At 50.8% G+C, this 21,094-nt stretch carries 21 protein-coding genes; 14 read left to right on the top strand and 7 right to left on the bottom strand.

What is annotated here, in order from left to right; genetic code table 11:
* Positions 1-5 precede the first annotated feature (5 nt).
* The 5 genes from ACE418_RS10925 to ACE418_RS10945 all read right to left on the bottom strand — a co-directional run bounded on the left by ACE418_RS10925 (position 6) and on the right by ACE418_RS10945 (position 3,571).
* The gene (locus ACE418_RS10925; protein ID WP_020310295.1) at positions 6-326 is read right to left on the bottom strand and encodes a metal-sensing transcriptional repressor; all 321 of its coding nucleotides are present in this window, start codon (positions 324-326) and stop codon (positions 6-8) included.
* 362 nt (positions 327-688) lie between these two features.
* Positions 689-1,117 carry an OmpH/Skp family outer membrane protein gene (locus ACE418_RS10930; protein ID WP_416450641.1) on the bottom strand — a complete coding sequence of 143 codons (429 nt, stop codon included), beginning with the start codon at positions 1,115-1,117 and terminating at the stop codon, positions 689-691.
* Between the two features lie 103 nt (positions 1,118-1,220).
* Entirely contained in the window at positions 1,221-1,634 is a 414-nt protein-coding gene (locus ACE418_RS10935) for a GerW family sporulation protein (RefSeq protein ID WP_416450642.1), read from the bottom strand.
* A complete protein-coding gene (locus tag ACE418_RS10940; RefSeq protein WP_416450643.1) occupies positions 1,627-2,373 on the bottom strand; it encodes a hypothetical protein in 747 nt (248 codons plus the stop codon). The genes ACE418_RS10935 and ACE418_RS10940 overlap by 8 nt, the downstream gene beginning before the upstream one ends.
* Before the next feature lie 73 nt (positions 2,374-2,446).
* Positions 2,447-3,571: an NADH:flavin oxidoreductase gene (locus ACE418_RS10945; RefSeq protein ID WP_416450644.1), complete on the bottom strand. Its 1,125-nt coding sequence runs from the start codon at positions 3,569-3,571 to the stop codon at positions 2,447-2,449.
* 295 nt (positions 3,572-3,866) lie between these two features.
* Here ACE418_RS10945 and ACE418_RS10950 point away from each other — a divergent pair, with 295 nt between their 5' ends.
* Positions 3,867-5,150, top strand: a complete 1,284-nt coding sequence (locus tag ACE418_RS10950; RefSeq protein ID WP_416450645.1) for an adenylosuccinate synthase — start codon at positions 3,867-3,869, stop codon at positions 5,148-5,150.
* Positions 5,151-5,314: 164 nt separating this feature from the next.
* On the opposite strand, the gene ACE418_RS10955 is transcribed toward ACE418_RS10950, so the two are convergent.
* A complete protein-coding gene (locus ACE418_RS10955; RefSeq protein ID WP_416450646.1) occupies positions 5,315-5,968 on the bottom strand; it encodes a hypothetical protein in 654 nt (217 codons plus the stop codon).
* A 162-nt stretch (positions 5,969-6,130) separates the two neighbouring features.
* Between ACE418_RS10955 and ACE418_RS10960 the strand changes: the two genes are divergently transcribed.
* The 4 genes from ACE418_RS10960 to ACE418_RS10975 all read left to right on the top strand — a co-directional run bounded on the left by ACE418_RS10960 (position 6,131) and on the right by ACE418_RS10975 (position 10,064).
* Complete coding sequence (locus ACE418_RS10960) at positions 6,131-6,982, top strand: ParB/RepB/Spo0J family partition protein (protein ID WP_416450657.1); 852 nt, start codon at positions 6,131-6,133, stop codon at positions 6,980-6,982.
* 35 nt (positions 6,983-7,017) lie between these two features.
* Entirely contained in the window at positions 7,018-7,548 is a 531-nt protein-coding gene (locus tag ACE418_RS10965; protein WP_299721520.1) for a DUF4446 family protein, read from the top strand.
* Positions 7,549-7,564: 16 nt separating this feature from the next.
* Positions 7,565-8,587 carry a peptidoglycan DD-metalloendopeptidase family protein gene (locus ACE418_RS10970; protein WP_298585971.1) on the top strand — a complete coding sequence of 341 codons (1,023 nt, stop codon included), beginning with the start codon at positions 7,565-7,567 and terminating at the stop codon, positions 8,585-8,587.
* Between the two features lie 307 nt (positions 8,588-8,894).
* Positions 8,895-10,064 (top strand): ABC transporter substrate-binding protein, encoded by a 1,170-nt coding sequence (locus ACE418_RS10975; RefSeq protein ID WP_416450647.1) that lies wholly within the window; start codon positions 8,895-8,897, stop codon positions 10,062-10,064.
* Here ACE418_RS10975 and ACE418_RS10980 read toward each other — a convergent pair.
* Positions 10,052-10,774: a M48 family metallopeptidase gene (locus ACE418_RS10980; protein ID WP_416450648.1), complete on the bottom strand. Its 723-nt coding sequence runs from the start codon at positions 10,772-10,774 to the stop codon at positions 10,052-10,054. The two genes, ACE418_RS10975 and ACE418_RS10980, sit on opposite strands and share 13 nt — an antisense overlap.
* A gap of 76 nt (positions 10,775-10,850) precedes the next feature.
* Here ACE418_RS10980 and ACE418_RS10985 point away from each other — a divergent pair, with 76 nt between their 5' ends.
* The 9 genes from ACE418_RS10985 (at position 10,851) to ACE418_RS11025 (ending at position 20,839) form a co-directional block, all read left to right on the top strand.
* Complete coding sequence (locus ACE418_RS10985; protein WP_416450649.1) at positions 10,851-11,405, top strand: 3'-5' exonuclease; 555 nt, start codon at positions 10,851-10,853, stop codon at positions 11,403-11,405.
* Between the two features lie 176 nt (positions 11,406-11,581).
* Positions 11,582-12,796, top strand: coding sequence for an MFS transporter (locus ACE418_RS10990; protein ID WP_416450650.1), 1,215 nt, complete (start codon positions 11,582-11,584; stop codon positions 12,794-12,796).
* Between the two features lie 8 nt (positions 12,797-12,804).
* A complete protein-coding gene (locus ACE418_RS10995) occupies positions 12,805-13,242 on the top strand; it encodes a MarR family winged helix-turn-helix transcriptional regulator (RefSeq protein WP_416450651.1) in 438 nt (145 codons plus the stop codon).
* A 121-nt stretch (positions 13,243-13,363) separates the two neighbouring features.
* A complete protein-coding gene (locus ACE418_RS11000) occupies positions 13,364-14,311 on the top strand; it encodes a 2-hydroxyacid dehydrogenase (protein ID WP_337371780.1) in 948 nt (315 codons plus the stop codon).
* A 344-nt stretch (positions 14,312-14,655) separates the two neighbouring features.
* Positions 14,656-15,735 (top strand): mannonate dehydratase, encoded by a 1,080-nt coding sequence (uxuA, locus tag ACE418_RS11005; protein ID WP_292297678.1) that lies wholly within the window; start codon positions 14,656-14,658, stop codon positions 15,733-15,735.
* A 13-nt stretch (positions 15,736-15,748) separates the two neighbouring features.
* Positions 15,749-17,356, top strand: a complete 1,608-nt coding sequence (locus ACE418_RS11010) for a mannitol dehydrogenase family protein (protein ID WP_416450652.1) — start codon at positions 15,749-15,751, stop codon at positions 17,354-17,356.
* A 46-nt stretch (positions 17,357-17,402) separates the two neighbouring features.
* Positions 17,403-18,422, top strand: coding sequence for a zinc-binding alcohol dehydrogenase family protein (locus ACE418_RS11015; RefSeq protein WP_416450653.1), 1,020 nt, complete (start codon positions 17,403-17,405; stop codon positions 18,420-18,422).
* Between the two features lie 49 nt (positions 18,423-18,471).
* On the top strand, positions 18,472-19,812 hold the full coding sequence (locus ACE418_RS11020; protein WP_416450654.1) for an MFS transporter: 1,341 nt from the start codon (positions 18,472-18,474) through the stop codon (positions 19,810-19,812).
* Between the two features lie 82 nt (positions 19,813-19,894).
* Positions 19,895-20,839 carry a sugar kinase gene (locus ACE418_RS11025; RefSeq protein WP_416450655.1) on the top strand — a complete coding sequence of 315 codons (945 nt, stop codon included), beginning with the start codon at positions 19,895-19,897 and terminating at the stop codon, positions 20,837-20,839.
* The last annotated feature ends 255 nt before the right edge of the window (positions 20,840-21,094 follow it).

Consider the following 21,094-nt stretch of genomic DNA (forward strand, 5'->3'; position numbering starts at 1 on the left):
CTCCTTTATTTCATGAGTTTCTGCAGGGCACAGACGAGTTCATCGACGACTTCGTCCTTGCCTTCTCGGATGTCGTGGACGACGCAGGACTTGATGTGCTGGCCCAGGAGTTCCTTGTTGAAAGAATTCAGTGCTGACTGGATGGCACTGACTTGAGTCAGGATATCAATGCAGTAACGGTCGTCTTCGACCATCTTTCGCACACCCCGTACCTGCCCTTCAATGCGGTTCAGGCGGGAAATGAGCGATTTATACTCTTTGCCCTCTTTATTGCGATACTTATGTTTCTCCGTATCGCAGCAGGGACAGACTTTCTTTTCATCCATAATTGAGTTCTCCTTTCAATTAAATACCCCTAAGGGGTACATTGATATAATATACCGATATAGGGTATGTGTCAAGGGGGATTAAGTTGTTAGTGGCTCGTGGTTCGTGGTTCGTGGCGGCCTCATGGCCGCACCGTAGGGGCCGTCCTGTTAAGGCGGCCCGTTAGAAATCTGGGTGATTCTCCAAACCAACTGAATGTGAAATCGCATAATCCTGGGGCTGACGCCTCTACAGAAAAAGGACTTGTCGCATATGCGACAAGTCCTTTTTCTGTAAATTAAAAACCATCCACGAGCCACGAGCCACGAACCACGAGCCACTAAAAAAGGCGCTGTCTTCATGCGACAGCGCCTTTTTACCCTTATTTCAACAATGCTTTGACGGCTTCTGTTTCGTCCGTAGCGTTTTCGGTGCCGGAGATGATAGCACCCTGGACTACGATGCAGTCGAGGCCTTTGTCCTTGCGGACCTGTTCGACTTTGGAAACGACGTCTTTTTCAATGGGGACGATCAATTTATTTTCTAATTGGCTCAAGTTCTGAGCCAGTTCACGGCCGAGGTTCTGGCGTTCCTGGTCAGTTTTCATTTTCGGAGCTTTTTTAGCGAACTGTTCGTTAGCGTCTTTGACAGCAGCCTGCATCTGGGCGCTGACTTTCGGGAAATCCTTATGGGACTGTACCAATGTATCGAAGTTGACGACACCGACGCCGGAAGCAAAGGCCGACGAAGCAGCGACGAGGCTCATCATTCCCATAACGGCAAGGGATGCTAATTGTTTTTTCAGTTTCATAATGTATTCCTCCTGTGCCGCAGAGCGGCTGAATTACTCTTTCTTACTATATTCTATTCGTATATTATAACAAACTTACGGATAAAGTACAACCTGCACGGAATCAGGCTTTTTCATCGTTTTCATCGGCCTTGTCTTCATCGTCGTCGTGGATGTAGATATATTTATCCTTTTTCATCTTGTCGATGATTTCCGGAGCCATGGCGATGAGTTTTTCAAAGGCTGAAGCCTGATACCCGTCTTTCTTGATGGAGAACATTTCGACCCGGTCTCCTTTGATGACCAGGATGGCCGCCGGTTCCATCTTGGCACCGCCGCCGCTGCCGGCACTGCTGCGCCCGTTTTCCGTCTTGCCGTTGACGCCGCCGGACCCGAAGCCAAAGGTGACGTCGACGAAAGGCACCAGGATGGCGTCGCCGATGTGGACGGCCTGACCGACGACGGTTTCGACTTTGATCATTTCTTTGAAACTTTCAAAAATTTGTTCCAAGTTGTTCTTGATGTACGAGTTATCCATGTTGTTCCTCCTTGTTCACAGCGTGCCAATGAGCCCATAAACGGCGTACAGGCCGGGAGGCGGCAAAGGCGGCTGTAAACAGGAGCAGCACTGCCGGATATAGACGGCCCGAAGCACGGACGGTACAGTCATACTGTTCTTCTACGAAATTGAATTGTAAGTCTGTGACGCTTCCCGGACAGATGGCATAAAGCGCACCGGCCAGCATCCCTGTCTCATGTGGCTCAGGGAGGCCGATGATACCAGCCAGGGTGAAGCGGCGGATCTGGCCATGGCCGAGCAGGCGTGACAGCCAGGTAAAGAAAGCCGCTAAAAAGTCGGCATTGAAGATGTCAGCCAGGAACGGACGTATAGGCGGTTTCTTTTTTTTTGCTTCTTTCGCATCATCGGGTGCCGGGGCCTCCGGCCCTTCCTGGCGGAGCAGGTCTTCATACGTGAGGCGCTGACTTTCTTTTTCCAGCTCGTCCCAGGCTTTTTCTTCCTCTTCGGGTGTCGGGGGCGGCGTTTCGACAGACTCTTTCACGGCAGGGCTGCGCTTCCAGCATACATACAGTTCATGATGCGGTTCCTCTCCCAAGGTATAGGACCAGGACGCATCGGCTAATTTCCGGCCCCACTGGCCCTGGCCTTCGATGCGGAAGGGCGTTCCGATATGGACGGTAAGGGCATAGGAGATGGGCAGGCAGAGGATGAGCAGTATGCAGCTGAATAAAATGGCAAGGATGACGATGATCGCCATAAGACAGCCCCCTTTTGTGAAAATAATCCGTTACTTTTATTTATTCGATGAACTCGGGGCGATTTCCTCTTTTTTAGGCGTCTTGTTTTGCTTTTTCTTGTTTATTGAAAATGCAGTCTACATCTTCGGCACCGAAGCAGCGGGAACAGGAAATGCACAGGGCCGGTTCAGTATCGCCTGATTTCCAGCGGTTCGGCAGGTCCGGCTGGCGCAGATAGGGCCGGCTCATGGATACGAAGGCCAGATCGGTCGATTCCAGCGTGTCTTGGATGTCTTCGACGCTGCGGAAGCCGCCGACGACGCCGACATCGATCTTGCCTTTCAGCATGGCTGCAGCTTCTGCGGCATAGGCTTTGAAATACATCGGTTCCTTCGTGCGGCGGATAGCCCGGATCGGGCCCTTGCGCGGCAGGGACGACGTGTTGCCGCCGCTGACTTCGATGGCGTTGACACTGGCGTCGGCCAGCCAGGCCATGACCTGTTTGCTTTCTTCAAAGGTCAGGCTGCCGTCTTTCATGAAATCGGCACAGTTCAATTTGACCCAGATGGGATAGTCTGCGCCGACGGCCTGGCGCATGGCAGCGACACATTCCAAGAGGAAGCGGGCCCGGTTTTCCAGGCTGCCGCCGTAAGCGTCGGTGCGGGTATTGAAATGGGGAGACAAGAATTTGCTGGCCAGGTAGCCGTGAGCGCCGTGGAACTGGACGCCGTCGAAACCGGCGGCCTTGGCTCTGGCAGCAGCTTTGGCGACGGCTTCGGTCAATTCATGGATCTGGTCGACCGTCAGGGCCTGCGATTCCTGGGTCCACTTGCCGACCTTTTCCGTGACGCCGCTGGGGCTGAAGATGAAACGCGTTTCGCCTTCCGGCGTTTCCGGCAGGAGAATGGCTGAACCCATGACGACGAGCTGGGCGATGATCTTTCCGCCGTGCTGGTGGACGCGGGTTACGAAATGGGCAAGCGGTTCGATACAGCTGTCATCGTCGATACGGATCTGACGATGCTGGCGCGGTTCCATCTTGTTGGTAGCCATCATGCCCGTGATGATGATACCGGCACCCCCGTCAGCCAGGTTTTCATACATTTCGGCCAGCTTTTCTGTCGGAAGGCCGTAGTTCCCCATTCCTTCAAAGGTAGCAGAACGGACAAGGCGGCACTTCGCTTCAATACCGCCGATGTGACATGTATCAAATAACATGGTAGAAATCTCTCCTTGGTAATAAAAAATGAATTTCAGTTTATCCCGAATATTATACAATATTTGAGGAAATAAGCCAATGCATTGTTTTTTGAACCTTTTGGGAGTCCATTTAGCCACTAACCACTAACTGCTAGCCCCTAGCCCCTAACCCCTTAAAAAGGATTGTCGTCATGCGACAGCCCCTTTTTTGCTCCTTTTATAAAGAGCCGTGTTTATAGTTGGCTTCATTAAGTGACTATGATATAATGTAAGTGTTTGTTAATTTTACAATTCACGAAGGGATGTTGAATACATGGCTACAGCAATGGTAATCGGAACCCAATGGGGCGACGAAGGTAAAGGTAAGATTGTAGATTATTTGGCCCAGAAGGCCGATGTCGTCATCCGCTCCCAGGGTGGAAATAACGCCGGCCATACGGTCGTCGTCGACGATAAGTCCTTTGCACTGCGTCTCTTGCCGTCGGGTATCCTCTTTTCCGACAAAACTTGCATCATCGGCAGCGGCGTCGTTGTCAATCCGAAAGTTCTCCTTGAAGAAATCGAAGGCATGACCTCCAAAGGCGTGCAGATCAGCAAATTGGAAATTTCCACACGTGCGCATGTCATCATGCCGTATCATATCCGCATTGATGAAGAAGATGAAAAACTCAAGGGCGACGCTAAGATCGGTACGACGAAAAACGGTATCGGACCGTGCTATGCTGACAAAGTCAACCGCGTAGGCATCCGCATCGGCGACCTCATGGACCGCGATGTCTTTGCCAAGAAACTGCGCATCAATATGGACCTTAAAAACCGTCTCTTTGAAAAATATTATGGCTGCGAAGGCTTCGATTACGATGAAGTCCTCAAAGAATACCTCGGCTATGCCGACCAGATCCGCCAGTACGTCAAGGATACGAACTACTCGGCGAACCTCTATGTCAGTGAAGGCAAGAAAGTCCTCTTTGAAGGGGCACAGGCTGCTATGCTCGACCTCGACCATGGTACATATCCCTTCGTTACCAGCTCCAATCCGACAGCTGGCGGTGCCTGCACCGGCTCCGGCGTCGGCCCCCGCCGCATGGAAAATATCGTCGGCGTCGTCAAAGCCTATACGACCCGCGTCGGCGCTGGTCCGTTCCCGGCAGAACAGCTCAATGAAGTCGGTGAATACCTGCGCAATACAGGTCATGAATTCGGTACGGTTACCGGCCGTCCCCGCCGCTGCGGCTGGCTCGATACAGCTGTCGTCAAATATGCAGCTATGCTGAACAGCCTCGATTACCTGGCTATTACCCGCCTGGACATCCTCGATGGCCTGGATACCATTAAAATCTGCACGGGCTATAAATACAAGGGTCAGCTCTTGAAAGAATATCCGGCCAGCCTCGACGTCCTGGAAAACGTCGAACCGGTTTATGAAGAAATGCCGGGCTGGAAAACAGACATCTCGAAATGCAAATCCTATGATGAACTGCCGGAAGCTGCCCGCCACTATGTCGAACGCATCAGCGAACTCACGGGCGTTCCCCTGGGCATCGTCTCCGTCGGCCCGAACCGCAGTCAGACGATCATCCTCAAAAAGATTTTCTAAAAACAACTGAATTACACCATAATATGTGAAAGGAGCTGTCGCATCGCGACAGCTCCTTTCAAGTTGTTAGTGGCTAGTTAAAAAACAAATGCCACGAGCCACGAGCCAGTGGGCCGCTAACTGCTAACCCCTAACTGCTAACCCCTAGCCCCTGGCCCCTGGCCCTATTCCCCGCAATGGCCGGCCATGGCGCAGGCGCTGCAGGATCCGGAGCAGCCGCCGCCGATGAAGTTCAGGCCGATGACGCCGGTTACGGTTTTGCGCGGCATGAGCATGCCGCTGGGCAGGAGGGAGACGCCGATTTGTTCGGCGTGGACGGCCTGAGCGATGTTGGCCATCTGGCCGGCCGGCCAATCGCCGGTACCGGGATTCATGATCCAGGCGGCTTTGTAGCCTTTGTCGGCACCGGCTTCGTCGAGCATGTCGATGAGCTGTTTCGTATAGCCGGCTGTGGCGACGGCCAGGGCCGAGTCGAGAGACAGGCCGCGGGTGATTTCTTTATTCATGAACAAGGCATCGACTTCTTTTTCCAGGGCTTCGCCAAGGGTGACGGCATACATCAGGACGATGGCCGAATCTTCGATGCGCTGGCAGACCGTCTGGCTGTTGATGGTGAACGGGCTGTCGCAGAGGACCATGTGGGACGTGCTGTCATAGAAGCATTGCTGGCACGTAGCCTGGGGTTTGGCCAGTTCCATGACGCGCTGGCAGGCTTCATGGACAAAATCATCGGAAAGTTCAGCAGCTCCGCGCTGCAAGGCGTATTCTTTGACGCTGGCAGCGTCGATTTCCCGCAAGGGGTCAGTAAATGTAGGCATTTTTTACATCCTTTCTGAATTTGTACATTTGATTCTTATTATACCACAGAAATTGTTGAAAAAATCCATGAAATAGAGTCGATAAACATTTGATTAAATGTTAGATAGACGATATACTATAATATAGACTTTAAAAATAATTTTGGAAGAAATGAGGTGGACATGGTGGCAGTCGACGAGTCTCCTGCTGAAAGGGGCGCACCGGCAGAAATCGCCGTAGAATGTATCGTCCCCAATCCCCGGCAGCCGCGGCAGACCTTTGATGAACAAGGGCTGATCGCCTTAGCTGATTCAATCCGTCAGCATGGGCTTGTCCAGCCTGTCGTCGTCCAGAAGGCCGGTCCCGGCCGATACGAACTCATTGCCGGTGAGCGGCGGCTGCGGGCAGCGAAACGCTGCGGCCTGAAAACGGTCCCGGCTATCATCCGCAGTTATACGCCGGATGAAGCGGCCGAAATTGCCCTCATCGAGAATCTGCAGCGCCAGGATTTGGATGCCATTGAAGAAGGCATGGCCTATGAGCGGCTGATGAAAGACTTTGGCCTGACACAGGAACAGACGGCACAGAAAGTCGGCAAAAGCCGGTCCCACGTAGCCAATATGGTCCGCCTGCTGCAGCTTCCAGCCGACATTAAGGACTGGATTGCGGCTGGCCGCTTATCTATGGGGCAGGCCCGCCCTCTGTTGCAGCTGCCTTCTGCAAAGCTGCAGCGTGAAGCGGCCCTGTACATTGTGAAACATGAGCTGTCGGCCCGCAAGGCAGAAGCCCTGGTCCGCCATTTGATGAGCCAGGCGAAGCCCCGGCCGGAACCGGACGCCCACGTGGCCTGGCTGCAGGATCAGCTGAAGATGGCTTTGGGGACCGATGTGGCCATCCAGCTGGGAAAAGGCCGGAAAAAGGGGAAAATCGAGATTTCCTTTTCGTCAGAAGCAGAATTTGAACGGCTGCTGTCGATACTGACTGAAGAAAAAGAAGACACACCGGAGTCGCCTCTTTCTTCGTTTCACATATAATATTTTTGCATATTCATGTTCATGGGAGGAAAGAAATGCTGAATGTCGATATGCAGGCTGCCACGATGGCGCTTGCCGGTATTGGCGGGTTGATTTTATTGCTCTTGCTCGTCTATATCGTCATTTTACACAAAAAAATCAGAAAATTAGAAACGAATTACACCTTTTTTATGCAGGACGAAACGGGAGCCAGCGTCGAAGCGAAGCTGCGTGACGATGTCGATAAGCTGCATAACCTGCAGGGGACGCTCGATATGATCCACCAGACGCAGAAGGACATTATGGCTGTCCAGAATCACTGTTTCCGTAAAATCGGGTTCGTTAAATATAATGCCTTTGACAATATCGGCAACAATCTGAGTTTTGCCTTTACTGTCCTCGACGGGAAAAACGACGGCTTCTGTCTTTCCAGCGTCTATGGGCGCAATGAATCGCGTATTTTTGCCAAACCGATCGTAGAAGGCAAGTGTCTCTATGGCATGAGTGAAGAAGAAAGGGAAAGCCTGGACAACGCATTGAATTACAGCGGTGACATGCAGGCTGTTCAGAAGGATCTGGAAGAATAACAAAGAGGGGAAAAGTGTGAAGATCCACATCAAGATATATCCATGGATGCGCAACCTGCAATCATGGTGCCAACGCATAAAGGCCTGGGAAACACCGGCGTGGTGGCCGTCGTTCCTGAAAACGGACCGGACGGAGCCCTTGGTAGTGACACCGGCACAATATAAGAAACTCGTCCGCGGCTGTGCTGTCGCAGTGGTCGTCATTGTAATCGCTGCAGGCATCGGCATTTACGAGTTCGTTTCGCTTCAGCAGGCCAAGGCCCAGGAAGCACTGCACGAACAACAGCTGGAATTGATGCGCGAAAAGACGACGTCGCTCCAGGAAAAGATGGATAAAATGGATTCTCTGGATCAGGAGCTGCGGCAAATGGTCAAGGGATCGGGGGCTGGTGACAGCCCAAAAGGTGACGGTGGCGTAGCAGGGGGACAAAAGAAATCTCCGGACCTTTCTCATGCCAGCTACAATGACCTGTTATTAGCCACCTCCCGCTTGGAAACCCGCAGTAACGCCCGTATCATCAGCTTCATCACGTTGAAGACGGTTTTGAGCGATACGGCAGGCGAACAGGTTCGGCAAATGCAGCAGATTACGCATAAATATCAGGGCGGTGCCTTGGGTGGCGGAAACAACGGCGATGCCAGCAGCACGTCGACGACGCCTTCTATCTGGCCCGTCAGCGGGACGGTCACGTCTAACTTCGGTTATCGTGGCAATCCCATTGGCGGTGGTTCTGGCTTCCATGAAGGTATCGACATCGGCGTCGACTACGGGACGCCGGTCCGGGCAACGGCAGCCGGGAAAGTCACTATGGCCGGCTGGGTCGATGGCTATGGCAACCTCGTCGAAATCGACCATGGCAACGGCTTCGTTACCCGCTATGGCCATAACTCCATGCTCTTAGTTACGGTAGGACAGGAAGTACGGGCTGGCTCGATCATTTCGCTGGCTGGCAGTACCGGCCGCAGTACAGGGCCGCACGTCCATTACGAAGTCCGCGTCAATGGCTCCCCGACCAACCCGCTGCTGTTCCTGCCGTAGGGGGATTAGCATATAAGGGGAGTTGCCATTATGCAAGACCAGTTAAACTTAAAAGTTTATCGTTCGTAGTTCATCGTTCATCGTGTTAGGTTGATATTTTTAATTCCGTGCGACAAACGCTGAACGACCTGCGACGAACTAAAAAGGGACTGTCGCACAAGGGCTTTTTGCCACCATGCGCGGTCCCTTTTGCTTTAAATTTAAAACCGTCCGCTAACCCCTAGCCACTAATTACTAACCACTTAAATGGGGCTGGCGCATCTGCGACAGCCCCGCTTTTACTATCCCCCAGGAAGGAGGCTTTTTTATGAAGAGAAACATGCAGATACTGGTCTTTTGTATGCTTTTTATGGCTTTTTTCCTGAGCGGATGCAGTCTGACTCCGACGAATACAGGGGTCCTTATCGGAACGAACCTGGCCTTGAGCGGCAAGGGGATGTCCTATTCGACGTCGACGGAACGGGGTATCGAACTGGCCAAGGATATGGTCAATGACCGGGGCGGCCTCTTGGGCAAGCCCGTCCAGCTGGTATCTGTCGATAACCATGGCAAACCGGAAGATGCCGTAGCCGCTATCCAGCAGCTCACGGTGCGCCACGTATCGGCCATCATCGGACCGGACCTGGCCGATTGTACGCGGGCAGTCATCCCCAATGTGGAAGCCGTGAAAATCCCTCTCATCAGTCCGGCCTGCACGCAGCCGGACATCACCGTCGATGCTCAGTCCCATGAGGTGTACCGCTATGTTTTCCGCGCTGCTTATATCGATGCCTCCCAGGGGCGGGCCATGGCCGACTACGCGCTGAAACAGCTCCATGTCACGCGGGCGGCTGTCTTTTATTATCCTGACAAGATGTATGCCCAGGGCCTGGCCGAATATTTCCGCAGTGCCTTTGCCGCCAGCGGCGGTGACGTCCCCATCTATATTCCTGTAGAAAATGTGCAGGACCTGACCAAATACCTGACCTTGTTGCAGCGGGAACAAGTCGATGTTATCTATCTGCCCGGGTATGATGACTGGACGATACCGGCTATTGAACTGCTGCGCAGTCATGGTATTTCCCAGCCGCTTTTAGGCCCGGATGGATGGAATGGGCCCAAGATGAAACGGGACGTCGACCCGGCCTATTTGACACAGGTCTACTATACGGACCATTATGCCGGCCACGATGCGACGGATGCGGCCAAGCGCTTTTCCCAGGCTTATTATGAAAAGTACGGGGAATGGCCGGACAGCTATGCCGCTCTGGGCTATGACGCTTTCATGATGACAGCCGATGCCATTGAACGCTGCCAGTCGGCTGAAGCGGCCGATGTGGCCAGGGAACTAGTGAAGACCATCGATTACGACGGCGCGACGGGGACCATTTCCCTCGATGCCAATCACGATGCCATTAAAGATGTCTTCATCATGACCTTTAAGGACGGCCAGCCGGAACTGGCGGCGACGATTCCCGCAGACCATCAGACACAGTAAGGCAGATACTTCGCCATGGCCTGGCGCCGTGCCTTCCAGTCGGGCATGCGGATAGTCATGGCGTCATAGAAATGACGGGAATGGTTCGGCTGGAGAAAGTGACAGAGCTCGTGGAGCATGACGTGGTCGATGATGGCTTCGGGCATGATGGCCAGATAGGTGTTCATAGTGATGATGCCCTTGAGGGGCATACAGGACCCCCAGCGCGACCGCATGACCCGCTGCTTCAGGATCGGATCGGGCAGGCCCTGATCGATGAATAGCGGCTGCATCCGGGCTAAACTGGCAGGAAAGAGTTTCTTTCCCAAGGCTTGCAGCAGTTTGTGATAGAGTTTTTGTCTCATGGCCAGGGTATCGTCGGCCAGTTCCATGAAGACCGTCTGTCCGCTGCGGCGGATGCTGTTGTGCAGGCCCAGGCGGACATCGAGCGTATAGGGCTGGCCGGCCAGATAGAGCGTGTCGCCGTCGCTGAGGGTCAGCATGGGGAACTTTTGCTGTCGTTCCTGCATCTCTGCGAGGGCCCGGATGATGAAGTCCGTCTTTTTTTCTAGAAAGTCCTGGATATAAGCCCAGGGTACACGGGACGGTGCCGACAGGTACAGCGTGCCGTCGCTGCGGACGTGAAGATTGATGTTTTTCACTTTCTTGCGGACCAGGATGACCGGGAAGGTCCGGCCCTGGGCCGTGAACTGGTGTTGTTCGCTCGTCATGGGAATACCTCGCAGAAATAAGATTTGTAGCTATTGTAAATAGAATTCGTCCATTTGTCAAAAAGGAAGGTAGATTATGCTCGATTTTACGGCCATTGACTTTGAAACGGCTAATAAATACGCCAACAGCGCCTGCTCCCTGGCGGCCGTCACCATGAACGATGACTGCTGTGTCAAAGAAGGCTATACCCTCATCCGCCCGCCTTTCATGGTCTTTGACCCGGGCAATATCCAAATCCACGGCATCACGCCGGACCAGGTCGCCCATAAACCGAAGTTCGATGCCCTGTGGGACCGCATCCGCCCTCATCTGGAAGGCCGTATCCTGGTGGCTCACTATGCCGTTTTCGATACACGGGTCCTGCGCAGCCTGCTGAAGACGTATCACCTGGAAAAGCCCCAGGCGTCCTATGCCTGCACGGTAGAAATCTCCCGCCGCGTCTGGCCGGACCTGCCCAATCATAAACTGGACACCGTCGCCGGTTACCTGGGCTATTCTTTCCATCACCACCAGGCCCTGGACGACGCCCGCGCCTGTGCGCATATCGTCCTCAAAGCCGCGGAAACCATCGGCGCTTCCTCCATGGAAGAACTCCTCGACGCGACACACCTCAAGTTGAAGACCTTGTGATAAAGTTTGTAGTATGGAGTCTGTAGTAATATGGAATCTGTAGGGGCCGTCCCAAAGGGCGGCCCGTCTGTCATGATGGCAGAAAGTCTCACATACTATTGACTAGTCAATTTAGACGTGTTATGATATATCCTGTCAACAAATTTGACTAGTCAATTATAAAAGGAGCGATTGCATTGATAAAAGAAAGATTATGGACTCGTGATTTTATTGCTTTGGTCCTGACGAATGGCTTTTTATTTGCTGGTTTTCATTTTCTCTTGCCGACGATTACCCTGTATGCGGCTGGGTTGGGGGCTACGGGCGGAGAAATCGGCCTCATCGGCGGTATCTTTGGCTATTCGGCCATCTGTATCCGCTTGTTCACTGATACGGGTGTCCATTATTTGGGGAAGAAGAAATGCCTTTACCTGGGGCTGGCCCTTTCCATTTTAGCGACCTTGTCGTATTATATATTTAGCAGTATCCACGCCATCATTGCAGCCCGTATCCTGCACGGATTCGGTTTCGGTCTGAGCACGACCTTTGCTGCTGCTATCGTTGCCGATGTCATTCCGGCCAGCCGCCGTGGCGAAGGGATTGGCTATTTCGGCATGGGCAGCACGGTCATGATGGCCCTGGCTCCGGCTGTCGGCTTATTTTTGCTCAACGAAGTCAGCCCGTCGGCACTGTTCTTTTCGTCGGCTGCGGTTTCCTTCCTGGCTGTCCTGGCCGGGATGTTCTGCAAATCTGGCAAGAAAGTCCGCCGTGTAGAAGTGACGGAAAAGGCTTCTCTGCGCGACCGCATCTGTGAAACGGGTACAGGCCTTCCTGCTATTTTGACGATTTTCTTCGGCGCCGCCTATGGCAGTGTCAATACGTATATCGCCATGATGGCTTCTGAAGCCCATATTGAAAATGCCGGCCTGTTCTTTATCGTTGGGACGCTGTTCGTCTTCATTTCCCGTCCCTTTGGCGGCCGCCTCCTCGATGCGAAAGGTCCTTTTGCCGTCGTCATGCCTGGGTCTGTCTTGTATTTGATCGGCTTATTGCTCATCATAGCATCTCATTCGCTGATGGTATTATTGGCAGCTTCTGTCTTTTATGGTTTAGGTGCCGGCCTGCTGCTTCCGGCCTTGCTGACGTGGATTTTGAATATGGTTCGCCCGGAACGGCGCAGTTCTGCCAGCGCAACCTTCTATAATATGCTTGATATCGGCACCAGCACGGGCCTCCTCGTCTTGGGCATCGTTGCCGGCATGGTAGGCTATCGGAACATGTACTGGAGCGTCATGGCCCTTATGCTTTGTTTTGCCGTCCTCTTCATGTTCTGCCATTACCGCTATGGCAGTGATGTTATGGTCAGCCAGAAAGCGGGGAAAGGAGCTGTCGCCGATATCCATAAGAATTGAGAGGTACTATGATGGATATACGAGACCGGCAAGATGATGAACTGATACGACAATTATTCTGTACGACCCGGATTTTTTCCCGGACTTTAAACGGCTGTGTCGCGCCTTTGGGCATTCACAGCTCGGAATGGATGGTCCTGAATTTCATCCATTTAAACGACGGCATTGCCCAGGCTGATTTAATCCGCTATTTCAAGGTGGAAGCGGCTGCGATTACGCGCACCCTCAGCCGTTTGGAAAAGAAAGGCCTGATTTGCCGTCACCCGTTGGAAAAGGGACGGGGCAAGTATATCGAATTGACCGAAGCCGGCCTGGCTTTGTTTGCCCAGGTGGAACCTTTTGTGACAGCCCACCGGAGACAGGCACTGCAAGGCTTGTCGACAGAGGAACGCCAACAGTTATTGACCTTGTGTGCGAAAATACAAACAGCCTTAGAGGGGAAATAGTATATGTTTTTATCATATAGAGGGTATACCTATACTGATTTCCCATAGATAGCTTACAAATTGCCCACATATGCGTATAATTAAATCAAGATATTACCTATGCTGAAAGGAGATTTTACAAATGAAAATTGTCTTGTTGGAATCGTTAGGTATCAGCCAGGAATTACTTGATTCGTATGTGAAACCTTTGAAAGAAAAGGGCTATGAATTCGCTGCGTATGAACGCAATGATGATCCGGCCGTCCAGATTGAAGAAGCCAAGGACGCCGATATCCTCATCATCGCCAACATGCCTCTCAAAGCCGAAGTCATCAACGCCTGCCCGAATCTGAAGTACATCGACGTCGCCTTTACCGGTGTCGACCACGTCGCCCTCGATGCTGCCAAAGCCAAAGGCATTAAAGTCAGCAATGCATCGGGCTATTCGACCGTTGCCGTCGCTGAATTGACCATCGCTATGATGCTCGATTTGCTCCGCCGCGTACCTCAGGTCGATGCAGCCTGCCGGGCTGGCGGCACAAAAGCCGGCCTCGTCGGCAATGAACTGGAAGGCAAGACAGTCGCCCTCGTCGGTACTGGCCACATCGGCCATCGCGTTGCCGAACTGGTCCATGCCTTTGGGGCCAAGGTCATCGCCTACAACGGCTTCTCTCATAAAGCCGATACGGAACTGATTAAATACCTGCCTATGAAAGAAATGATGGAACAGGCCGATATCGTCAGCCTCCATTGCCCGGTTACGGACAAATCGAAGGGCCTGATCAATAAAGAAACCTTGTCGTACATGAAACCGACGGCCTTCCTCATCAACGAAGCCCGCGGCCCGGTCGTCGTATCCCAGGATTTGGCTGATGCCCTGAACAGCGGTAAAATCGCCGGTGCCGGCATCGACGTCTTTGAAAATGAACCGCCTCTCGATACCAATCATCCGCTGCTCCATTCCAAGAACACCATCGTCACACCGCACGTCGCCTTTGCTACGGCAGAATCCATGGCCAAACGCGCCGTCATCGTCTTTGACAACATCGACGCTTACTTAGCCGGAAATCAGAAGAACATCATTTTATAATGATATAGGGCTTGCTCGGTAGCAAGCCCGCAGACCGCAGTTCGTGAGGGACCACGCATGAAGGTTTTGACCATCATACGTGGTCCCTTTTTGCCTTAATATTTCAAACCATCTACTAACCCCTAGCCACTAACCACTTTAAAGGGCTTGTGTCGTGCGACAAGCCCTTGCTTTTATGCAGAAAAATCATGGGTTCAATTTTGCCTATTCCACTTATTCAAATCACAACACGATATCTTGCTTAACGGATACTAGTATGGTAGTATGTAACTGCGAAAAGAAATAAAAGAAACATCAACGAAAGCAAATATTTTATAATTAGTTTATAATTGGAGGATTGCCTTATGAGAATGACCTTCCGTTGGTACGGAGAGAAAGATGACAAAATTACCTTGCAGCAGATTGACCAGATTCCGGGTATGGACGGAATTGTCGGTGCCTTGTTCGACATTCCTGTCGGCGAAGTATGGCCGGTAGAACCGTTGCTGCACATCAAACAGCAGGCTGAAGCGAACAACCTGGTCTTCAAGGATCTGGAAAGCATCAACGTCCATGAAGACATCAAATTGGGTCTGCCCAGCCGTGACCAGTATATTGAAAACTACATCACGTCCTTGCGCAATGCCGCCAAAGCCGGCATCCAGATGGTCTGCTATAATTTCATGCCCGTCTTCGACTGGACTCGGACGGACCTGGCCAAACCCCTTTATGATGGCTCGACGGTATTGGCTTATGACTATCATCTCATCGCCGGCAAGACGCCGCAGGACATGGCCCGGGAAATCCTCGACAACAGCAATGGCTTCGTCCTTCCTGGCTGGGAACCGGAACGGTTGAAAGAATTGTCGCACTTGTTTGAACAGTATGAAGGTATGGATGAAGACGGCCTGCGCAAGAACCTGGAATATTTCCTCAAAGCCATCGTCCCCGTCGCCGAAGAAGTCGGCATCAAGATGGCCATTCATCCTGATGATCCGCCGATTTCCGTCTTTGGCCTGCCGCGCATCGTCAAAAATGAAGACGACCTCGATAAAATCGCAGCTATGGTCGATAGCCCGAGCAACGGCTTCACCATTTGCACCGGTTCCCTTGGCTCGAACCGTCAGAACGACATTCCCCACATTATCCGCAAATTCGGGAAAATGAACCGCGTCAACTTCTTGCATATCCGCAACATCCAGGTCCATGAACCGTGGGTCTTCAACGAAGTCGCTCATAAATCGCAGATTGGCAACCTCGATATGTACGAAATCGTCAAAGCAGCCTATGACATCGGATTCGACGGACCTATCCGTCCTGACCACGGCCGCATGATCTGGGGCGAAGAAGGCCGTCCGGGCTATGGCCTCTACGACCGGGCCCTCGGTGCCAACTATATTTGTGGCTTATGGGATGCGATTAACCGCACGTGCGGACAGTTATGAAAAGGGGGAAGTTATGATGTTGCATTTGAATCGGCAAAGCTTGAAACAGAACCGTGCTGAATGGGAAAAAGCAGGTATCACTCTTTATTCTTATGATGATAAAGCGGTACAGGAAGCTACTCAGCAGACTCCTCAGTGGGTCCATTTTGGCGGCGGTAATATTTTCCGTGCCTTTATTGCAGCTCTTCAACAGCACCTATTAAATAAAGGTCTGGCTAAGACCGGTATCATCACGGCTGAAACGTATGATGAAGAAGTCATCGAAAAGGTCTATCGTCCTTTCGATAATTTGAGTTTGGCCGTTACCATGTATGCTGATGGCCGCTTTGAAAAAGAAGTTATTGGTTCGGTTATGGAATCTGTCGTTTGCCGCCCGGATTTTAAAGCAGATTGGCAACGCTTGAAAGACATTTTTACCAATCCCTCCTTACAGGTCGCCAGCTTCACGATTACTGAAAAAGGCTATAAATTGAAGGATTATGCAGGCAACTTCTTCCCGGCTGTGGCCGAAGACATGAAGAAAGGACCGGAACAGGCGACCAGTTCCATGGGCTGCATCGCTGCCCTGGCTTATGCCCGCTATCAGGCTGGTGCCTATCCCTTCGCGTTCCTGAGCCTCGATAACTGCTCTCACAATGGCGATAAAATTAAAGAAGCCGTTTTGACCTTTGCTGATGAATGGGCAGCCAATGGCGTTGCTGACAAAGGCTTCGTCGATTATGTCAATGATCCGCAGAAGGTCACCTTCCCGTGGAGTATGATTGATAAAATTACACCGCGGTCTTCGGAAAAAGTCCAGCATTATCTCAAAGAACTGGGTTTTGGCGATACGGAATTGATTCACACAGAAAAAGGGACCTATGCAGCCTTTGTCAATGCCGAAAACGCACAGTATCTTGTTATTGAAGACACATTCCCCAATGGTCGTCCAGCTCTGGAACAGGCCGGCGTCATCTTTACCGACCGCGATACTGTCGATAAAGTAGAACGCATGAAGGTATGCACCTGCCTCAACCCTCTGCACACGGCTATGGCCGTATATGGATGCCTGTTAGGCTACACGCTCATTGCTGATGAAATGAAAGATCCGCAGATTAAAGGGCTTATCGAAAAAATTGGCTATCAGGAAGGACTGCCGGTTGTAACGAATCCAGGCGTCCTCAACCCGGAAGACTTCATTAAGGAAGTCCTTGAACAGCGTCTGACCAATGGGAATCTGCCAGATACGCCGCAGCGGATTGCTTCAGATACATCGCAAAAAGTCGGCATTCGCTTTGGTGAAACCATCAAGGCTTACGGCGATAAAGCCAAAGATTTGAAATATATCCCCTTAGCGATCGCAGGCTGGTGCCGTTATTTGTTAGCTGTCGATGACGAAGGCAAACCCTTTGAACTGAGCCCGGACCCCTTGCTGAAAGACTTGCAGGCTGCCTTAGAAGGCATTACCCTGGGGAATCCTGATTCGGCCAAAGGCAAATTGAAATCCATCTTAGCCAACAAAGACATCTTTGGCAGTGACCTCTATGAAGTCGGCCTGGGCGAAAAAATTGAAGGCTACTTTGATGAACTCATTGCCGGTCCCCATGCCGTTCGGAATACGTTAGTTAAGTACGTAAAGTAAATTGGGTATTTACCTAAATCTATATATTTTTTCTTAGGAGGAATGTATGATGAAAGCTGTTGTTGTGGAAAAACCGGAAAAGATTACTGTTGTTGAACGGGATATACCTGAAATTACGGATAATCAAGTTTTGTTGAAGGTTAAAGCTGCTGGAATTTGTGGTTCTGATGTGGGCATTTACCATGGAAAAAATGCCTTTGCTACCTATCCCCGTGTAGTTGGCCATGAATTTGTTGGGGAAGTCGTTAAAGTCGGAAGTAAGGTCACCAATGCCGTGGTTGGCGATCATATTGCCGTGGATCCCGTTGTTTCTTGTGGTCATTGCTATGCTTGCAAAATTAATCGGCATAATGTCTGCAAATCGTTAGAAGTTATGGGCGTACATCGTGATGGTGGATATCAGGAATATGTAGCTGTTGATCAAGAACAATTAAATCAGTTGCCTAAGGATATTCCTTGGGAAATTGCAGCGACTGTAGAACCATTTTCTATTGGCGCACAAGTAGCACATAGAGGGCGTTTGACAGGTGATGATACTGTGCTCATCTGTGGTGCGGGTCCTATTGGTTTGATTATTTTGCAAGTCGCAAAGATGAAAGGTGCTAAAGTTGCCATTTTAGATATTGTTGAAAGCCGTCTGAAAAAAGCAAAGGAATTAGGGGCTGATATGGTTGTCAATGGTAAAGAAACAGATATCGTAGATGCCATGAAATCGTTTACTAATGGCGATGGCTTCAATTTAATCTATGAAGCTACAGGTAACGTTAATATTCTTCAGACGTGTATTCAAAAATTGCCGAGTCAAGCTGGCCGTGTTGTGGTTTTAGGCTTTTCTACTGTTGAATTTCCTATCCGTCAAGTAGATATTATGAGCAAAGAATTAGAAATTATTGGTACACGTCTTAACAATCATCGATTCCCGGAAGTTATCAGCTGGTTTAAAGATAAAAAAGTCGATCCTAAGTCAATTGTCACCAATACATTCCATTTCACGGAAGCGGATAAGGCTTTTAAATATAATGATGAAAACCCTGATAAGGTTTTGAAGATTGTACTTACTTTTTAGATTTTAAAACATACTAGTATGTTAGTACTCTAGAAAGGCGGGATGCCAAGTGAGCCAAACTAATTCTTATCAAATTGAAACTAAAGAAATGGTAAAAGTTGCAGCTAGTGGCTGGTTAGGCACAGCTATGGAATTTATGGATTTCCAGCTATATTCTTTAGCAGCAGCTATCGTTTTTAATGAAATCTTTTTCCCGAATACCGATCCTTCCATGGGCTTGATTATGGCCATGGGGACTTATGGTGCTGGCTATGTAGCTAGATTAGTTGGTGCATTTGTTTTTGGTCATATTGGGGATAAGATGGGGCGTCGAACGGTCCTATTTGTTACTATTACCCTGATGGGGTTAGCCTCTACTATGATTGGTTTCTTGCCAACTTATGAAGAAGTCGGCGTTTTAGCACCTATTGGCTTAGTTATTTTACGTATTGTCCAAGGGTTAGGTGCAGGTGCCGAAATTAGTGGTGCTGGTGTTATGGTAACTGAGTTCTGCGAAAAGAAAAATCGAGGCCTCATCGCTAGTTTGGTTTGCTTAGGTACCTCTTCTGGTACATTGTGTGCAAATTTAATTTGGACTATTATTTTGACTATGATGGATAAACAGGAAGTCATTGCTTGGGGATGGAGAATTCCGTTCTATGCGTCCTTTGTAGTCATGATTGCAGCTATTTTGATTCGGTTGTTTGTTAAAGAAAGTCCTGTCATGGCAGCTAAGAAAAAGCTGTTAGAAGAAGAACGTGAAAAACAGCTTGCTGGAGATGTTCCTGTACGTCAAGAACAGAAAAAAGGTAAGAAGAGTTTTATTGTTGCTTTGGCCTTGCGTTTTGGTCAGGCAGGTAACAGCGGACTTATGCAAACATACTTAGCTGGTTTTATTGTTACTGTCTTAGCGATGCAGAAAACAGTTGCAACAGAGGCTAATATTATTTCTTCTTTTGTTTCTTTCTTGACCATTCCTTTTGTTGGCTGGCTGGGTGACAAGATTGGTCGTCGCAAAATGTATATGATTTTGTCATTGGCTACGGCTATCTATGCCATTCCTATGATGTTGTTGTTTGAAACAAAAGACCCGGTTATTTTAACTATTGCCATGGTTATTGGCTTGAATGTAGGCGTACAAGGGTTATTCGCTTTAGAAAACGTTACAATGGCTGAATTATTTGGTGCACGTCATCGCGTTACGGCGGTATCTTTGGCAAAAGAAATTGCTGGGTTAGTTGCTACCGGTTTTGGTCCTATCATTGCTGCAGCAGCTGTCACGGCTATGATGGGTAGCTGGATTCCTTTAGCTGTCATGATTATTGTTTTCTCACTTTCTAGTTTCTTTGGAGCATATGTTTCTGAGGATACAACGGGACGAGATCTTAATGAATTGGATGATGCTATGTAATTAATAAATAACAAAACAAATGAGTATGATGCCACTGCGTTGTACTCATTTGTTTTGTTCATGGTGAAATGAGGATGTTTATATGAGTAAAGTGCTTACTATCGGCGAAGCCATGGGCTTGCTGATTGCTGAAGAAATAGGACCGCTGGAAAAGGTGGAACATTTTTCCCGCCATGTCTGCGGGGCCGAACTGAATTATGCCGTCGGCATGGCCCGGCTGGGCAACGACGTGTCGTATATTTCCAAGGTCGGCGTCGACCCCTTCGGGAAATGCATCTGCAATTTCCTCAAGGCCAATGGCATCCATGACGATTATGTCTGGAGCGATGACGACCATATGACGGGGTTCCAGATGAAGGAAAAGGTCCTGGAAGGGGACCCGACGGTAGCCAATATCCGCAAGCATACGGCCTTTTCCCACTTCCAGCCGGCGGACCTCTCCGGTATCGACTGGACCGGCGTCGACCACCTGCATGTCACAGGGATTCCCCTGGCCCTGTCGGAATCGTGCCGGGAAACGATTTATACGCTGATGATGCGGGCTCACGGCAAGGGTGTGCGCATTTCCTTTGACCCGAATCTGCGGCCTATGCTCTGGAAGTCCCAGGAAATCATGGCCCGTGTCATCAACGACGCGGCTCAGTACGCCGACATCGTCATGCCCGGCCTTAACGAAGGCCGGATTCTGACGGGGATGGATAATGAAAAGGATATTGCCGGTTATTATTTGCAGCGCGGCGTCCAAACGGTCGTCATCAAGATGGGCGGCAGCCATGGGACCTATATCTGCACGGCGGACGGCCAGGAATACCGCGTGCCCAGCTATCACGTCGACCACATCGTCGATACGGTCGGCGCCGGCGACGGCTTTGCCGTCGGATTTACCAGCGCCATCCTGGACGGCCTGAGCCTGGAAGATGCTGCCCGCCGTGGCGCTGCCATCGGGGCCATGGCCATCCAGGTTGCCGGCGATAACGAAGGCTTGCCGACGCGGGACCAGCTGGAAGCCTTTCAACGGAACGCATGATGTTGTTTGTAGGATTCCCACAAACGGGCCGCCCTTTGGGACGGTCCCTACGTGCGGTCCTATGGGACCGCTGCGGCCTGCGACCTGCGTTAATGACACCTGTATCAATCCGCATGATTGGTGCAAAACGGCCCCATTAACCGCGAATAGGACATGGCCGATCGGTGTGGAACGGACGCCCCACGTGGACGCCCCTACGATGGCGGTCCCAAAGGACCGCTGCGGCCTGCGACCTGCGTTAATGACACCTGCATC

It is taken from the genome of Megasphaera jansseni (assembly GCF_047974155.1).
Classification (GTDB): Bacteria; Bacillota; Negativicutes; order Veillonellales; family Megasphaeraceae; genus Megasphaera.

Excerpts from the sequence above, each read along its gene's own strand:
- ACE418_RS10995 (WP_416450651.1), top strand. The coding sequence starts at position 12,805 with ATGATGGATATACGAGACCGGCAAGATGATGAACTGATACGACAATTA.
- ACE418_RS11010 (WP_416450652.1), top strand. The coding sequence starts at position 15,749 with ATGATGTTGCATTTGAATCGGCAAAGCTTGAAACAGAACCGTGCTGAA.
- ACE418_RS10955 (WP_416450646.1), bottom strand. The coding sequence starts at position 5,968 with ATGCCTACATTTACTGACCCCTTGCGGGAAATCGACGCTGCCAGCGTC.
- ACE418_RS10930 (WP_416450641.1), bottom strand. The coding sequence starts at position 1,117 with ATGAAACTGAAAAAACAATTAGCATCCCTTGCCGTTATGGGAATGATG.
- ACE418_RS10940 (WP_416450643.1), bottom strand. The coding sequence starts at position 2,373 with ATGGCGATCATCGTCATCCTTGCCATTTTATTCAGCTGCATACTGCTC.
- ACE418_RS10935 (WP_416450642.1), bottom strand. The coding sequence starts at position 1,634 with ATGGATAACTCGTACATCAAGAACAACTTGGAACAAATTTTTGAAAGT.
- ACE418_RS10975 (WP_416450647.1), top strand. The coding sequence starts at position 8,895 with ATGAAGAGAAACATGCAGATACTGGTCTTTTGTATGCTTTTTATGGCT.
- ACE418_RS10985 (WP_416450649.1), top strand. The coding sequence starts at position 10,851 with ATGCTCGATTTTACGGCCATTGACTTTGAAACGGCTAATAAATACGCC.
- ACE418_RS10960 (WP_416450657.1), top strand. The coding sequence starts at position 6,131 with ATGGTGGCAGTCGACGAGTCTCCTGCTGAAAGGGGCGCACCGGCAGAA.
- ACE418_RS10950 (WP_416450645.1), top strand. The coding sequence starts at position 3,867 with ATGGCTACAGCAATGGTAATCGGAACCCAATGGGGCGACGAAGGTAAA.
- ACE418_RS11015 (WP_416450653.1), top strand. The coding sequence starts at position 17,403 with ATGATGAAAGCTGTTGTTGTGGAAAAACCGGAAAAGATTACTGTTGTT.
- ACE418_RS10980 (WP_416450648.1), bottom strand. The coding sequence starts at position 10,774 with ATGACGAGCGAACAACACCAGTTCACGGCCCAGGGCCGGACCTTCCCG.
- ACE418_RS10925 (WP_020310295.1), bottom strand. The coding sequence starts at position 326 with ATGGATGAAAAGAAAGTCTGTCCCTGCTGCGATACGGAGAAACATAAG.
- ACE418_RS10965 (WP_299721520.1), top strand. The coding sequence starts at position 7,018 with ATGCTGAATGTCGATATGCAGGCTGCCACGATGGCGCTTGCCGGTATT.
- ACE418_RS11025 (WP_416450655.1), top strand. The coding sequence starts at position 19,895 with ATGAGTAAAGTGCTTACTATCGGCGAAGCCATGGGCTTGCTGATTGCT.
- uxuA (WP_292297678.1), top strand. The coding sequence starts at position 14,656 with ATGAGAATGACCTTCCGTTGGTACGGAGAGAAAGATGACAAAATTACC.
- ACE418_RS10945 (WP_416450644.1), bottom strand. The coding sequence starts at position 3,571 with ATGTTATTTGATACATGTCACATCGGCGGTATTGAAGCGAAGTGCCGC.
- ACE418_RS11000 (WP_337371780.1), top strand. The coding sequence starts at position 13,364 with ATGAAAATTGTCTTGTTGGAATCGTTAGGTATCAGCCAGGAATTACTT.